The 14,533-nt window shown below is 43.2% G+C and carries 13 protein-coding genes; 5 read left to right on the forward strand and 8 right to left on the reverse strand.

The window, feature by feature from the left end:
* The first annotated feature begins 200 nt into the window (after nt 1-200).
* The 5 genes from MgSA37_RS27790 to prfH all read left to right on the forward strand — a co-directional run bounded on the left by MgSA37_RS27790 (nt 201) and on the right by prfH (nt 4,602).
* Entirely contained in the window at nt 201-1,010 is an 810-nt protein-coding gene (locus MgSA37_RS27790; protein WP_096357086.1) for a WecB/TagA/CpsF family glycosyltransferase, read from the forward strand.
* A gap of 106 nt (nt 1,011-1,116) precedes the next feature.
* Nucleotides 1,117-1,506 carry a DUF6232 family protein gene (locus MgSA37_RS27795; RefSeq protein WP_096357088.1) on the forward strand — a complete coding sequence of 130 codons (390 nt, stop codon included), beginning with the start codon at nt 1,117-1,119 and terminating at the stop codon, nt 1,504-1,506.
* Nucleotides 1,507-1,844: 338 nt separating this feature from the next.
* Complete coding sequence (locus tag MgSA37_RS27800) at nt 1,845-2,576, forward strand: hypothetical protein (protein ID WP_096357090.1); 732 nt, start codon at nt 1,845-1,847, stop codon at nt 2,574-2,576.
* A gap of 5 nt (nt 2,577-2,581) precedes the next feature.
* Nucleotides 2,582-3,982 (forward strand): RtcB family protein, encoded by a 1,401-nt coding sequence (locus MgSA37_RS27805; RefSeq protein ID WP_096357092.1) that lies wholly within the window; start codon nt 2,582-2,584, stop codon nt 3,980-3,982.
* 11 nt (nt 3,983-3,993) lie between these two features.
* Nucleotides 3,994-4,602, forward strand: a complete 609-nt coding sequence (gene prfH / locus MgSA37_RS27810) for a peptide chain release factor H (protein ID WP_232010748.1) — start codon at nt 3,994-3,996, stop codon at nt 4,600-4,602.
* 559 nt (nt 4,603-5,161) lie between these two features.
* Here prfH and MgSA37_RS27815 read toward each other — a convergent pair.
* From MgSA37_RS27815 to MgSA37_RS27850, 8 genes are all read right to left on the reverse strand, one after another.
* Nucleotides 5,162-5,596 carry a VOC family protein gene (locus tag MgSA37_RS27815; RefSeq protein WP_096357096.1) on the reverse strand — a complete coding sequence of 145 codons (435 nt, stop codon included), beginning with the start codon at nt 5,594-5,596 and terminating at the stop codon, nt 5,162-5,164.
* Nucleotides 5,597-5,629: 33 nt separating this feature from the next.
* Nucleotides 5,630-6,127 (reverse strand): SRPBCC family protein, encoded by a 498-nt coding sequence (locus tag MgSA37_RS27820; RefSeq protein ID WP_096357098.1) that lies wholly within the window; start codon nt 6,125-6,127, stop codon nt 5,630-5,632.
* Nucleotides 6,128-6,167: 40 nt separating this feature from the next.
* Nucleotides 6,168-6,491 carry an ArsR/SmtB family transcription factor gene (locus MgSA37_RS27825; protein ID WP_096357099.1) on the reverse strand — a complete coding sequence of 108 codons (324 nt, stop codon included), beginning with the start codon at nt 6,489-6,491 and terminating at the stop codon, nt 6,168-6,170.
* Between the two features lie 1,192 nt (nt 6,492-7,683).
* Nucleotides 7,684-8,403: a DUF6088 family protein gene (locus MgSA37_RS27830; protein WP_096357101.1), complete on the reverse strand. Its 720-nt coding sequence runs from the start codon at nt 8,401-8,403 to the stop codon at nt 7,684-7,686.
* A gap of 230 nt (nt 8,404-8,633) precedes the next feature.
* On the reverse strand, nt 8,634-9,590 hold the full coding sequence (locus MgSA37_RS27835) for a hypothetical protein (protein ID WP_096357103.1): 957 nt from the start codon (nt 9,588-9,590) through the stop codon (nt 8,634-8,636).
* Nucleotides 9,591-10,054: 464 nt separating this feature from the next.
* Nucleotides 10,055-11,494, reverse strand: coding sequence for an ATP-binding protein (locus tag MgSA37_RS27840; protein ID WP_096357105.1), 1,440 nt, complete (start codon nt 11,492-11,494; stop codon nt 10,055-10,057).
* A gap of 436 nt (nt 11,495-11,930) precedes the next feature.
* Nucleotides 11,931-12,734 (reverse strand): DUF1223 domain-containing protein, encoded by an 804-nt coding sequence (locus MgSA37_RS27845; RefSeq protein WP_096357107.1) that lies wholly within the window; start codon nt 12,732-12,734, stop codon nt 11,931-11,933.
* A gap of 251 nt (nt 12,735-12,985) precedes the next feature.
* Nucleotides 12,986-14,416 carry an aminotransferase-like domain-containing protein gene (locus MgSA37_RS27850; RefSeq protein ID WP_096357109.1) on the reverse strand — a complete coding sequence of 477 codons (1,431 nt, stop codon included), beginning with the start codon at nt 14,414-14,416 and terminating at the stop codon, nt 12,986-12,988.
* Nucleotides 14,417-14,533 lie beyond the last annotated feature (117 nt).

A 14,533-nucleotide genomic window follows, 5' to 3' on the forward strand; every position in this document is an offset into this window, starting at 1 on the left:
TATATAGGAATAATGGTAAATTTACATTCGAAAACAAAACATGAATCAGACAAGATGAGCACCGATATGCTTTCAAATTCCCTGATAAACGGCAGGCCTTATAGTGAAGTAGCCGCTTTATTTACAACAATAAGATGGTTAAATATTAATTAATATGGTGAAGAAATTGGTCTATTTATGAAAATCAAACTCCGTTGGTTATGTTAACAAAGGAAAAAATTTTATCTATAAATATTTCGAAAGGAAAACGGGATGAATTTGTGCAGTCAATTATGGATCTGGGCAGTAAAAATAAACCGTCGTATGTGTGCGTTGCCAATGCGCATATGCTGGTAGAAGCACATTGGTCTAAAGCGTTTCAGAAGGTAGTAAACGATGCTGACATCGTTACGCCGGATGGGATGCCTTTAGCGAAGAGTTTTAAAATATTACACGGTATCGCGCAGGAGCGGGTAGATGGAATGAGTTTGCTTCCATTATTATTAGAAAGTTCCATTGCCGAAAACCTTGCCGTATATTTTTATGGGGGGTCCTCCGGCCTCGTTGAACATACAAAATCATTTATAGAAAAGGATTTTCCGTTATTGAATGTGGTAGGTATGTACTCGCCACCTTTCAGGTATCTCACGGAGGCTGAAGAAACCCTTGTAATTGATAAAATCGCCAATTCAGGTGCAAATATTGTTTTTGTTGCCCTCGGCTGTCCAAAGCAGGAGCAATGGATGGCAGAAATGAAAGATAAAATACCCGCTGTCCTGGTAGGAATAGGCGGTGCATTGCCCGTTTTGATCGGGCTGCAAAAAAGGGCGCCTGTGTGGATGCAAAAAAGCAGCCTCGAATGGCTGTACCGACTGGTACAGGAGCCCAGGCGCCTGTTTAAAAGGTACGTGGTAACCAACACGGTCTTTTTATATCTTTTATTGAGGGCGAAAATTAAAACCCGGCGTGTTGAGGATGGGGTAGCCGGTCAGAAAATCAGTGATCCGGCTGCCGAACGCGCTAACTTCTAACATCGTTGGCATTTTCTCAAAAAATGAAATGCCAACGATGTATAATTTATTCAGCAGCGATTTATCCGATTTGGTAGGGTACAAAAATTAGCAAACGATAAAAATAATGCATATGCAAGAGATCAGCTTTTTTGAAAATAAAAATGTAATTGTAACACAAACAAGGTTTATTGTTGCACATAAAGTAGTCGAAATAAAAAATATTTCGGACGTCAAAATAGGTTCAGTCAGAGTTTACAGAACTTTTAAACTTGTGTTAGCGTTGATCGGCTTCCTGTTAATGTTTTTCAATGCCTGGAGGATCCCGGGGATAATCTTGTTTTTCGTTTCCATTTTAAGCGTGTATTTTACGGACGAGAAATATTCTGTCCATCTTAATACAAAATCCGGCGAAACAGACAGTTTAATATCAAAGGACCGGGATTATATTGAACAAGTTGTTAAAGCGATCAACGACGCTATGTGGGCTTATCATTTAAAAACAGCGCCAATGTAGCGTTGTGGGCTTATTGCTATAACTTCCCGCTGCCGGGGAATTTAATGGCCGATTTTCCTCTTTTTAAATTAAATGCTATCTTTGCATCCATTCCTGATTTGTAAACGCTTTAAATATCAAGGAACCATGACAGAGCAACGCTACATATCGCCCCTTTCGCTCATTGCCTAACCAGGCAGGCAAACACTATATTTTATTAACTTAATTAAAGGTTACCCTGGTGACCCTGTAAATTATTGCCTCCTGTTTTATCTGAGCGTTCTTAAGCGGCTATATCCTTACTCAAGGATGAATTGAGATCAAAAATCAATTTTTAAAAAAATTTAAATGGAAGTCCGATGGACATACATGAATGGCCGTGCCGTCTCAAATCGGCGCGGCAAAAAAAGCGGCTCGTTAAAACCGATCGCGATAAACAATTGATACGGCTTGACAGGAGGCACAAAGTACTGTGGGATCAGCAAGCAAAACTACCGTGGGTTCCACTTGAAGAACCTTACCAGCGTGGCTGGAAACGTTTTTTTGTATTGAGAGAAGATGTGAAGCATAGCCCGGGGGCCGAGTTTTACGAAGCTTTGCTGCCGAAGATAAACACCGTAGAATATCATCACGATAAATCGTTTAAACGAAAAAAAAGACGTAAAGGGAAATATGGGTATGTTGAGAGGAAGCAAACGCTACGCGAATTTGACCTGTATTGGTGGAACAGTGCCAGACTGAACTTATCGGAACAGGAAAAAGCCTGCTTCACTCTGATAGAGACATTTAGTATAAAAACACGGCGCCTTGAAATCAAATATGTGGTTACAGAGCAATGGCGCTTTGTGCTAAAGGTTGTGCCGAATATGATAACACATAAAAAACTCAAAGACAGCGATATTGAAAAAGAGCTGGCATGGATTGACAACCATATAGACCGTCATGATTTAGCACCTCGTATTAATTTATTAACTCGTGGCCGGGGTTACCGGTGGAACCGGTGGACTTGCGCTCGGACCAAATACATTAACAAAATTAAAAACATACCCAGGTATAGCCCGAAAGAAGCTTACCTGGATTTAGAAACATAAGCCACATGGGCAATTTAAGAACAAAAGATTTAAGTAAAATAGGCTATCATAACGACCAACTGCGAAGCCTGGTTATCGGTGTAGCCTCTAAAAATTTCAAACACCACAGTAAGCAGCAATTGCTTGATTTGCTGGTGAACATTAAAAATAATCCGGAAGCATTTTTGGATAACGAGTTAACTGCCAAAATAGCGGCAAAAATGATTGGCAAGGTCGAAGGGGTTCCGTCGAGATCCTTTGAGCTGAGAGATGAACCCGTTTATTGTAAAACTTACGGGGGCAAGGGTATCGAGGCTTCGGCTAAAAGGCAAATGGAATTGGCAAACCTATTACCGGTTAGTTTACAGGGCGCCTTAATGCCTGATGCGCATATGGGTTTTGGCTTGCCTATTGGTGGGGTATTGGCTACCGGCAACGCCGTGATCCCCTACGCCGTAGGGATGGATATCGGCTGCCGCATGGCGCTGTCAATTATTGACGGGAGTGATGGCTTTGTACAACGGTTTGCACATCAAATTAAACAAGCCTTAAAAGATCATACGCATTTTGGTATGGAAGGCGGATTGGACATGCGACAGGAACACGAGGTTTTGGACAGCCCGGTATTTAATGAGCTGTCGTTTCTAAGACCATTCCACGGTAAAGCGGTAAGACAATTAGGAACATCGGGCAATGGCAACCATTTTGTTGAGTTTGGGGAAATTGAGTTGCTGGCTGATAATATCCTGGGGTTACCCTCTAAAAAGTACCCGGCTTTATTAACGCATTCTGGCAGCAGGGGTTTAGGTTCGGCTATTGCCAAACATTATACCCAAATAGCTATGAACACCTGCAAATTACCTCGCTATGCGCAGCAACTTGCCTGGCTGGATATGGATGGCGAGGCCGGAAAAGAATACTGGATGGCGATGACCCTGGCAGGTGACTATGCCAAAGCCTGTCATGAACGTATTCATGCCAATCTATTAAGGGCGTTAGGTTTAAAAGCTTTACGTGTGGTAGAGAACCATCACAACTTTGCCTGGAAAGAGCACCTCGCTGATGGCAGGGAGGTGATCATTCACCGGAAAGGTGCAACGCCTGCACACCTAGGCGAGCCCGGTATTATCCCGGGCAGTATGACTGCGCCGGCTTACCTGGTATCTGGTAAGGGGGTGTCAGATGCTTTATATTCAGCATCGCATGGTGCGGGCCGGGCAATGAGCAGGCAAAATGCAAAGGATAGCATGACTGCATCAGCCATGAAGAAGCTGCTGGCAAATGCAGGCGTTACTTTAATTGGCGGCACAGTAGAAGAAAACCCTTTAGCTTACAAGGACATTGAAACTGTAATTGCCGCGCAACATGAGCTGGTTGAAATCCAGGGTAAGTTTTTTCCGCAAATTGTTAGAATGAATAAGGAGTAGTGATGAAAAAAATGATCGTACAAATTACATCGGGCAAAGGCCCGGCAGAATGCTGCCGGGTTGTAGCCTGCGTGCAAAGCCTGATGATAAAGCAGGGTAAACAGCAGGGCATTGAATTACAGGTGCTGGAAAATAAGTCCGGCGAATTGAATGGAACATTGCTTTCGGCTACGATGATGGCCATTGGTGATAGCCTGGACGCATTTATTAAGGATTGGGCCGGTACCGTGCAATGGATAGCCCCAAGCCCTTACCGCAAATATCATAAACGTAAAAACTGGTTTATAGGCGTAGTGGCTTTTAATGTGAAGGAGTTGATGCAATGGAACCCGAAAGATGTTAAGCTGGAAACATGCCGCTCATCAGGGCCGGGCGGACAAAACGTGAATAAGGTAGAAACCGCGGTCCGAGGCATACACCTCCCATCAGGTATACAAGTGATGGCGATGGATACCCGGTCACAACTGGAAAACAAGAAACTTTGCATGGCAAGGCTCGAAGCTAAAATATTGGCTTGGCAGACCGCGCAATTAATGGAGCAGCAGCAGAGCTATTGGCAGAACCACTGTGTCCTTGAGCGCGGAAATCCTGTTAAAACAATCACAGGGAGCTTATTTTAATGAACCCTGTCAGCAAAAACAATCGGTTTAAATACTGTCAGTTTAAACAGGCACATGATATTTTTCGCAGGCGGGTAGTTACTCATCAAACTACCTTTTTTACCTGTTCTTTCATTATGCATCATTGTGCTTCAAAACAAAATCTCAATTTATAGTATTTCTACATACCCTTCTGTCACCCCTGCCGGTATGCTCCCCGTTTTTGATCAGCAAGGACCCCCGCATCGGCCCGCAAAAAAACAGGACACCGGCCAGTCTAAACTGGGCAGGTTTTGCAAGAGGTGCCAGTCAGATTGAGAAATCATGATCGAATTTGCCGCGATTAAAAACAAAAACGCCTAAAATCAGTGGTTTTACGCGTTTTTGCTTTTTTGTAAACTACCCGGCGGAAAGGAGGGAGTGCAAAGGAATACCTTAAACCATTTTGGACCTCTTTGACGACTTTAAAAATTTAAACCGGATTTAAAGCCGTAATCAGATCTTACAAGCAAATGGTTGGCATAACTTTATGGCATTGAACCCGGCACCATAAAAGGGCCGCTTTTCTCTTCAGTTAAATTTACCCGTTATACTTTGGGTCAAATTCCACGATCCATTCAATACCATATTTGTCCCTGAACATGCCGGCGTAGGTACCCCAGGGACCATCGCCAATTGGGCCTTCAATATCCCCACCTGCCGATAATCCATTAAATATTTGATCGGCCTCTTCCTTACTTTCGGCGCTAACCAATATTTTAGACCTGTTTTCGCTTTCGTTTACCCTCCCCATAAATTCGGGAACATCGTTAGCTATTAACACATTGTGTTTACCAATTGGCAGGGCAATGTACATTAACTTGTTTGCCTCAGCTTCAGCTACAATAAACTCATCGTTTGCCAGGTCCTTGAAACGGATGATCTTGGTGAACTCGCCGCCAAAAACTGATTTGTAAAAAGTGAATGCTTCTTCAGCATTTCCATTGAAGTTGATCCACGGATTAATTGTTCTCATGATTTTATTTTTAAGTTTTTATTTTTCTTCTTGTCATTTCTGCGATAAAGTGGTTAATAGTTCTTCCAGGTTTTTTAAGGTCATGGTGAAGCCTATTTTAAAGCCCTCCAATAATTTTTCCAAGCGCTCAAATGATTCATTAAAAATGGTGATACTCACTTTTGTCCTGCCATTTTGTTCGCTGAAAATGTAATCCCATTCAGATCCCGGCAGCTCACGATTTTCGTCTTTATCTGCAAACGCGTTGTACATCTTAAAGTTGGTTTTCGGGGTAATGGATGTGAATTCCTGCACCGCCCAACGCTCCTGCCCGTCGGGGCTTATCATCGCGTAAAAGCGCCGCCCGCCTACTTCAAAATTCATGTACTTTGTTTTGGCACGCATAGGTGCTGGTGCCCCCCATTGGTCCAGTAATTCGGCTTTGGTAAAGGCATCCCATACTAAAGATTGCCCGGCATTAAACTCCCTGGTTATATAAACCATTTTCGCTGCCTTGTCAACATTAAAATCAAATAGCAAATCGTTGTTCATTATTTTTGATGGTTAGTTAATATTTTTGTTAGTATCAACGCTACTTTGTGGCTTGTTCTTTAATTGTTGTTAATAATTGATCAAGTTGGCTAAATTGAGTTTCCCAGTTTTGTCTGAATTGGGCTAACCAGTGGTCAAACTCCTGCATTTTTTTTGCATTAAAGTGATAATAAATCTCCCGGCCACTATGCTCGGGTTTAATTAATTCGCAGTCGTGCAATACTTTAATATGTTTTGATACCGCCTGGCGGGTCATATCAAATTTTTCAGCCATTGCATTTGGTGTTAATGCCTGGATAGCGATTAACGTTAAAATAGCCCTCCGTGTTGGGTCTGATATGGCCTGGAATATATCTTGTTTCATTCTTGGTTATTAATTAAGCAACCTTCAGGTTGCAAATATATGTGCAACTTTTGAGTTGCGCAAATATATTTGCATTTTTTTTCGGGCATAATGAAGGGGCGCTTAGTGGTCAGCGTAGCATTCGTTACAATAACAAAGCAAACTGTGTCCTACGTTATATGAAGAAAGGAGGTTGAACTCGCAAAACTCTATAATTATTTCATTTTAATAATTACAAAGCGTTCATAAAGGTTATGGATGAACAGCAGGTATTTGAAAAAAGAAATAGCCTGCTAAAAATTATCGCTTTAGCAGGCTATTTATATGAGAAGGCGGAGAGGGAGGGTTCCGAACATCCGCTATATGTAATCTGATTATCAGTATCTTACGTTAACAAATAATTTTCACGCTACGAATCACGCAATGAGGCGAAATAACTCTAATTGTTTCCCTAAAATAAGTAAATCTACCGTAAAAAGCAAATACAAAAAGTGATGATCATTCTTCCAAAGAACAAGGAATAATCCCGTTGGGATTTTGTATTATGTCATTGGGTGCTGTAAATGCACTTTTTTATCATTTTTCATCACGTCAGGGCACCACTGAGGGCACCAGTTATTTTGACACGATTTATTAAGCTTTAAAGAACGCTCGGTTATCCCAATTCAAAGATAAGGATCACGACCCGGGACCCCAAATATTTTGCCCTTTTTATTGTTGTAATTCCCTTAATGGCTGACCATTATTGTCTGCAAAATCTGCTGAAGAAATTGTCTGGTATGCGGTGCAAAAGAAAGCCTTCAATTACCCGACTAATTTTGAACGAATGCAAAATAGACAGTTTTGTAAGCCGGCTTTTTCAACTGCAACTTTAACGCCTTGAAAATTTTCATTGGCCCTTGCTTCGCGAATATATTGACCAACCAGGAAGGAAGCCTCCGGGATCGACCTGGATGGTATACTCAACTTCAATTTGATCTCTGCCCGATGGCTTTATGATCCATTTGCCGGTAGAGTCTTCGATCCTGACAATTCCCTTTTTTACCGGAATAAAGCCTGTGTATCACCCATTATGTTTATTTCTTATCTCAAATGAAAAGCAAATGAAAAGAAACTTTTTACAGACCTTCTGATGTTCAGTGAAGAAACGCATTTCTGGGCGGTCGCAGCGATCGCATCTTTAAACAGCTCCGGGTTGTTGTGTAAAGTCATTTCAGGCGATGTTCCAGGTCGTGGTGTTAGGTAATAAGTCCTTGTTCAGCCCGAATTTAAAAGTACTGAGCGGGTTAATGCTCTTGTGCAGTGCATTAAGATCTTCCTTGGGGCTAACAAGCTCCATCAAAGCCCCTGCCAAGGCCCTTACGCGTGGCGGGTATTTCAAGGCAAGCCTTTTAAAAAGCGCCCGGTCTTCGAGTTTACCGATACCGTCCTTCAACAGCCTGACCGCAGCTTCCTTGTTGAGGTCGGGTATCGTTTTAAAGTCCTTGATGGCATCGAGGTATTCGAGGTAGCGGTAATTATCATCATTGATATCTGCGTAGCTTTTGATCGACGTCACCTTCTGGTTACCCAGTGTCAACTCCAGCCGTTTGTCTCGGGTAGCTATTTTAATGTTTTTGGGCACCTGCGTGGTCAGCCCCATCCGGTTATACAACAGCGTCCCGGTTATATAGGCGATCCTTTTCCCGGCTGAAAATAAATAAGGCTTCAGCAATTCCTGTTCATCGGGTTTAAGTATACCGAAAGCAGAGCGTTTAGGTTTGTAAAACAGCCCGGTTGATGCACGCGTTATCAGGCCGTTTTTGACCAGGCGTTCGATGGCTTTCGCGGCGGCGGTGTATTCCTCGCGCTCTATCGGCAGTTCCCGGTAGCCGAAAGTACTGCCGTCGGGCATCCCGGCAATCTTGTCTGCAATTTTTTCGGCTACTTTCATTTTTTTTTAATTCTCGCAGATCAAAGTTACTTTTTATTTTTCAAATGTCAAGTAAACCGCACGTAATACTTGACATATAATTAATAATTATCAGGTATTGATAAATGCCTGTACACTTTCTTGTATTTTATGATGATATTATTAGTACAAAGTTATTAATGATATTATTAAAGCCGTCGAGTTATTGTCGAAGTAATGCTGTAGTAATGCTGAACTAATGTTTGCCTTAATTAAGGTGCTGTTACACTCGCTTTGATCAGCGCTTTCAACTTTGCCCGCGCATCCTGTTCAATTGCGGCATTCCGATCCCGTTTGATCTTGGTATTATTCCTGAGCAATAATTGATGCACGGCTTCAGGGAGTTCTGCTGTTGTATAGTGCGTCGACAAATAGATCCGGCGGTTATGAGCGAGTTTACCGGTAATAAAACCCCTGGCCAGTAATTCGCTAAGCAACTTATCGATCTGGTAACGTTTGCAATAGGTATCATACATCGCTTTGATACCCCCCTTTTTGAGCATTTGGGGCAGCAGGTCCTTTTTGCGCGCTCCGGTCATTCGCGTTAAAATGTAATCCTTGGTTGTTCCTACAAGCTCCTTATTGCCAATAATGCTTTTGATGCTTAGGAATGCTCTTAAAAGGTCGATCTCGTAGGGCATCTTAGTTTTGCGGTAAAACTCAAACATAATATTGATGCTCATCATCACGGTGACATCACGGCCACCCTTTTTCTCCCATTCATCAATAGCGCGTTGCGTTTTTGCGGCGAAGGCCATCATGGTATCAATATCACCGCCGTTCAGGTTCAATATCTTCATCGCCTGCTGCATCTGCCAGTAATCGATACAAGCCTGCCGAAAGTCCTCATCCTGTTCACCCGCCTGAGCAAATTCATCCACACCCGTTTCCGGGTTAAATTCCTGCCCGTCACCTGTAAATCCGTTATAATCCTCGTCAGGAATAAAAGCTTCTTCTTCAGCCAGGAAATTAATTTTTCGGAGTAAGGATGCAGGCAGGTTGCCGCGATAATAGGCATAGAGCACCTGCCGGAAAACCGTTGACAGGTCGGTATACTCTACCATCCTGGCGAATTTGGAGATGCCGTAATCAAAGATCTCGTCCAGATTGCCCGGCAGCCCTGAAATGAGATATAAAGGAAATGGTATATACTTCGCGTCTTTCGCCATAAACCTACATCCAACGAGGTCAGCCGCAATGGGCTACATACCCGTTTTTGAATAGACTAAAGTACGAAAAAATGGAGCTATTATGGAAACGGCACATGGACGCAATTATTGCATTAAGCCAAGGCATGAAACAGGTCATCAGTTCCTCCATTAAGTATCAAACCGTTTGAAGAAAATGCGTTCCAATGCCATGACCCTCTGCTATGGGTTTAAACGGCTTTTCCATTTGGCGCAATACTTAGTATTGTGACAAATACAATAAAAAAGTGGCGCGATATATAGTATCGCGCCATATATATAATCAAAATGGCGCGATACATAGAATCGCGCCACGGAAAACACACCGATCCGTCATTACCAGTATACAAAATAAGTAAAAATTAAAAGTCAATTATGCACATTATTAGCGGTCACTTCAATTTCGGCATTCAGGAAAGTATACGGAAGCAGGTCGCTAAAAGCAATTAAAGGGTTTGATTTAAAGGCAGGCTAAAACAAAAGGTGCTGCCTTTGCCAGGTTCGCTTTGAATGCTAAAAGTACCTTTATGCTTTTTGATGATCTCCGAAGCGATATATAAACCAAGGCCGACACCTTGGAACTGGATGGCGGTTTTGCTGACGCGATAAAAGCGCTGAAACAAGTTGTCGATGTCTGTTGCGGCGATGCCGACACCAAAATCTTTTACACAGACTTCGATACGACCTTTAGCAACTTTCGCATTAACAATGACCTGGCGGGCATCTGGCGAATATTTGATGGCATTGTTCAGCAGGTTGATTAATACCTGCTCAATCCGGAACTGGTCACCGGAATACAGTAATTCAACTGAATTTTCGAGAATGATCTCATGTTGATTAGCGGTCAGTTCTACATTGGCGATGCTATTGGTCAGTGCATCAGCAAAGTAAAACGCCGTAATATTGAGATCGATCTGGCCGGAATTGATTTTGGTGACATCCAGCAGGTCGGCGATCAGTTTTTCCAACCGCTTGATGCTGTTGCTTGCATTGGCCAGAAACGGATATAACTTGTCCGCCTTGTCCGTTTTTTTTTCCAGCAGTTGGTGAATCACTTTGATATTGGTTAAAGGTGTTTTAAACTCGTGGCTGACCATATTGAAAAACTCATCTTTCTTGGCTTCAGCTACAGCCCGCCTTTCCTTTTCGAGTTTCTGCACCAGTAGTTCCCGGTTGGCGATAATTAGTTCGGCGGCCCGTTTGCTTTTCTCTTCGTCCTGGTAGCCCAGTTCTTTCAATGCGATTAGGAGTTCAGCGGCGCGTTTTTCTTTTTCCTCGTCCTGGAAGTCCAGTTCGATATTGGCAATGATCAGTTCGGCGGCCCGCTTGCCTTTTTCCTGGTTCTCAAACACCAGTTTTTTATTAGCGATAATAAGCTCATCTGCCCGTTTTTCCTTTTCCAGGTTTTGAAAAATAAGCTCCTTATTGGCAATGATCAGTTCTTCGGCCAGTTTTTCTTTTAGCCGGTTTTGCAATAATAACTCTTCATTAGCGACGATGAGCTCCGCCGCGCGTTTCTCTTTTTCTTTATTTTGAAAGATGAGTTCGGTATTGGCTAAGATCAGCTCCGCAGCACGCTTTTCCCGCTCCCGGTTTTGTGCATCCAACTGGGTATAGGCAATGACCAGCTCGGCAGCAAGTTTTTCTTTTTCGGCAATTTGGAAGATGAATTCCTTATCGGCGATAATGAGTTCGGCAGCGCGCTTTGTTTTTTCTTTATTGAGCAGGTCCAGTGCATTGTTGGCGATGGTCAGTTCGGCGGCGCGCTTTAGTTTTTCTTCATTCTGAAAACCCAACTCGATGTTAGCCAGGATCAACTCTGCTTCAAACTTGGCCTTATCCTGGTTGGCTATGAGTAATTGCGCCGCTAAATTTTCTGTATCCATAAGGGCTGCTAGGGCAGTTAACGATTAGTAATTGTAAATTTTGAAAAAGCGTACAAGTAGTTCTTATTAATTCACCACAATAATCACTCCATAAACTAAGAAATCAAGGTTTTACCAAGTTTAAAACTACAGTTCCAGGCACCGCTGCGGATCTCGAACAAGACTTCTTCCTCCAGGACAGTAAATGTTCGATAACCCAGCCCGTAATTTCTTTTTTGACTTTCCGATAGCGGTGTAGAAAATCACCTTCCATTTCCGGCAGGTGGAGCAGGATATGTCCTTTAAAGAAGATCGTCTCCCAATCGGACGGACACTTTTCACGAATAAGGGCTATGATTGGCCATCAAATTAGATTTCTGTCATCACAAACACAACCTGGTTGCCTAAAGTCAACGGAATGAACTGATCAAGACTCCCAGAATATCCAAAATACGCATTAATTGGATGCCTGAGCATTCATTACTGATGGAAATTCAGCTTTTGTAGCCCCTGTGATCTCACCATTTGCTTTATTTTGCACAAAACCGATCAGCTCCCATTTCTGCGGATCAAAACCGTGGGGCAAGCTTAGATTTTCTGTCCCATCTTTGGAATTGTTTAAGGCGATACTTTTCAGCTGGGTCACTATTTGTACATGAGATAAGGTACGGCCGCCGTTTTCACCCCGTTGTACTTTGGTAGTGGCGTTCTTTTCAACCAGGGCAACAATCAGGACGGAGTTATTCACTGCACCGGTAGTATAGTGTATAGTGGCCTTGTCACCATCGACTTTAATATTATTCAAAGCCAGTTCAGACTTTGCCGCTATTTCCAGGTCCGATTTGATCGCATTGCGCAAGGTGCCTTCCTCAGAGCCCACAAATTCTTTACGGCCATTCACCACGATCTGCGGCGTGTAAACCGATGACAAGTTCAGCCAATCAGCATACTGGTTTTGCCTGGCCGAATATTCCGGGCTGCTGAAAACGTCTTTCCATCCCAGGCGGTTCCAGTAATCTACATGGTAGGCCAGGATATAAACCGGTTTATCGGTCACTTCCTTTTCCACACGGGCCACCAGCGCATCAGCGGGCGGACAACTGGAGCAGCCTTCAGAGGTAAACAGTTCGATCACTGCAAAACCTTTTCCCGGTGTTGCCGCTTTGGTTAATTTTTCGCTTTTAATAGAGGTAAATGCCTGAGCCACTATTGCTGTCAATCCGAGGCAGGCAACGGCTATAAATATTCTTGATGATTTCATTTTTTTTATTGTTAATTAGTTGAATAATTATTTTACGAATTGGTCGGCACGACAATCAATTCCTTACAATAAAAATTAGATTTTTTTCGATAGCGCAAGCCTCACCCGATTTGCTACGAGGTACTGGGGGCTCTTAAATAGAAGATTTCATTAACAAAAAAGTTTATATCCTACTCCGCGTAAGGCTTCTTCATTCCAAATCTTGAGCACGCAGCTAACCGTTGGTGAGATCGCTTACGTTTTGAGTAGGTTCAATCCTTCAATAACATTGATTTGGCCAAATTGCCAATGATTGCCAGCGATGAGTCGATCTTCGCGTTAAATAGCGGACAACTGTTAATCCGGATATAATTCTTGAAACGGTCCGAAGGAGAAAAAATATGCCCAGGGCAGAAGCTGATGCCTTTCATCAATGCCACCTTTTGCATTTCCGTGATATCAAGCTGCTCCGGAAATTCGATCCAGAAACTAAATCCTCCGGACGGGCTGGAAAGCTTGATAATTTCGGGAAAGTGCCTCAATATGGCCTCTTTATATTTAATGTGCTGTACTTTCATCGCAGCCCGCAGCTTTTTCAGATGAGCGTTGTAGGTACCGCCTTCGAGATATCTTCCAATAGCGTCCTGTAAAAGACTGTTGGTGGATATATTATTGGAAAACTTATGCTTTTCGATTTCTGCCTGATATTTGCCGGCAGCTACCCAGCCGATGCGGAAGCCCGGTGGCAGCGTTTTTGAAAAGGATGAACAGTAAAGCACATTATCATAGGTGTCGTAGGCTTTGGCCGGTAATGGTCGGGTAGCGCCAAAATAGAGTTCACCTAAAGCGTCATCCTCGATTAAGGGGATATTCCGTTCCCCGAGAAGTTTCACCAAACGTATTTTGTTTTCCTCGGGCATCGAGGCGCCGGTAGGGTTATGGCAGGAAGGCATAAAAACGCAGGCAGACACTTTGTTATGCATCAGGGCTACTTCCAGCTCATCAATATTCAGCCCGGTGGCCGGATCTACACTGATAGACAGGGCCTTCAGGCCTCTGCTTTCCAAACATTGCAGGATCGCGTGATAGCTCGGCGATTCCACGGCCACGATGTCCCCGCGCCTGGTCACGGTGTCGAGGCAAAGGCTGATCGCTTCCAGGCAACCGTTGGTAATCAGTATGTCGTCAGGAAGTATCCGTTTATTCCATTCAAAAGAATGAAGGGCAACCTGGCTCAGCAATCGCGGATGTCCTTCCAGGAATGGATATTGGTAATTGTCAATCGCTACCTCTTTTATGGCTGCCTGCATTGCCTTATTGATCTTCGCTATCGGTAATAACTCATTGACAGGAGCAAGGATTGAGAAATTGATTACGCCATATTTTCGGGTATTTTTCATCATGATACGCTCCATTGCGTAAACATTGACAAATTCCGGTAACGGAATAATGCCTTTACCGGAACTGGACGTGCCTTCACGTTTACCGCTGACCACGAATCCGGACCTGGGCCGGGGGGTGATCAGCCCGCGGTCTTCCATTATGGAATAAGCTTGAAATACGGTAGTCGTGCTTACGTTTAATGTAGTGCTGATCTTACGAACCGAAGGGATTTTGTCCCCAGGCTTAAGCTGAAGAATTTGTATCGTTTCTTCAATCTTTTGGATCACCTGTTCGTAACGGTATTGTCGTTGTTCTATCATGAGCTGATTAAATCAAATCTAAGAAGATTTTAATACACGTGAAGTGCCTGGAGGTGTTCTTAATGCTTATAAAGTTTTTAACTTCCAGTGGTGGTAAATTCATTTTTGAAATAAATC

The sequence above is a fragment of the Mucilaginibacter gotjawali genome, from assembly GCF_002355435.1.
Classification (GTDB): domain Bacteria; phylum Bacteroidota; class Bacteroidia; order Sphingobacteriales; family Sphingobacteriaceae; genus Mucilaginibacter; species Mucilaginibacter gotjawali.

What these genes read in the sequence shown, in the direction of transcription:
- MgSA37_RS27790 (WP_096357086.1), top strand. Translation starts at nt 201, where the DNA reads ATGTTAACAAAGGAAAAAATTTTATCTATAAATATTTCGAAAGGAAAA.
- MgSA37_RS27795 (WP_096357088.1), top strand. Translation starts at nt 1,117, where the DNA reads ATGCATATGCAAGAGATCAGCTTTTTTGAAAATAAAAATGTAATTGTA.
- MgSA37_RS27800 (WP_096357090.1), top strand. Translation starts at nt 1,845, where the DNA reads ATGGACATACATGAATGGCCGTGCCGTCTCAAATCGGCGCGGCAAAAA.
- MgSA37_RS27805 (WP_096357092.1), top strand. Translation starts at nt 2,582, where the DNA reads ATGGGCAATTTAAGAACAAAAGATTTAAGTAAAATAGGCTATCATAAC.
- prfH (WP_232010748.1), top strand. Translation starts at nt 3,994, where the DNA reads ATGATCGTACAAATTACATCGGGCAAAGGCCCGGCAGAATGCTGCCGG.
- MgSA37_RS27815 (WP_096357096.1), bottom strand. Translation starts at nt 5,596, where the DNA reads ATGAGAACAATTAATCCGTGGATCAACTTCAATGGAAATGCTGAAGAA.
- MgSA37_RS27820 (WP_096357098.1), bottom strand. Translation starts at nt 6,127, where the DNA reads ATGAACAACGATTTGCTATTTGATTTTAATGTTGACAAGGCAGCGAAA.
- MgSA37_RS27825 (WP_096357099.1), bottom strand. Translation starts at nt 6,491, where the DNA reads ATGAAACAAGATATATTCCAGGCCATATCAGACCCAACACGGAGGGCT.
- MgSA37_RS27830 (WP_096357101.1), bottom strand. Translation starts at nt 8,403, where the DNA reads ATGAAAGTAGCCGAAAAAATTGCAGACAAGATTGCCGGGATGCCCGAC.
- MgSA37_RS27835 (WP_096357103.1), bottom strand. Translation starts at nt 9,590, where the DNA reads ATGGCGAAAGACGCGAAGTATATACCATTTCCTTTATATCTCATTTCA.
- MgSA37_RS27840 (WP_096357105.1), bottom strand. Translation starts at nt 11,494, where the DNA reads ATGGATACAGAAAATTTAGCGGCGCAATTACTCATAGCCAACCAGGAT.
- MgSA37_RS27845 (WP_096357107.1), bottom strand. Translation starts at nt 12,734, where the DNA reads ATGAAATCATCAAGAATATTTATAGCCGTTGCCTGCCTCGGATTGACA.
- MgSA37_RS27850 (WP_096357109.1), bottom strand. Translation starts at nt 14,416, where the DNA reads ATGATAGAACAACGACAATACCGTTACGAACAGGTGATCCAAAAGATT.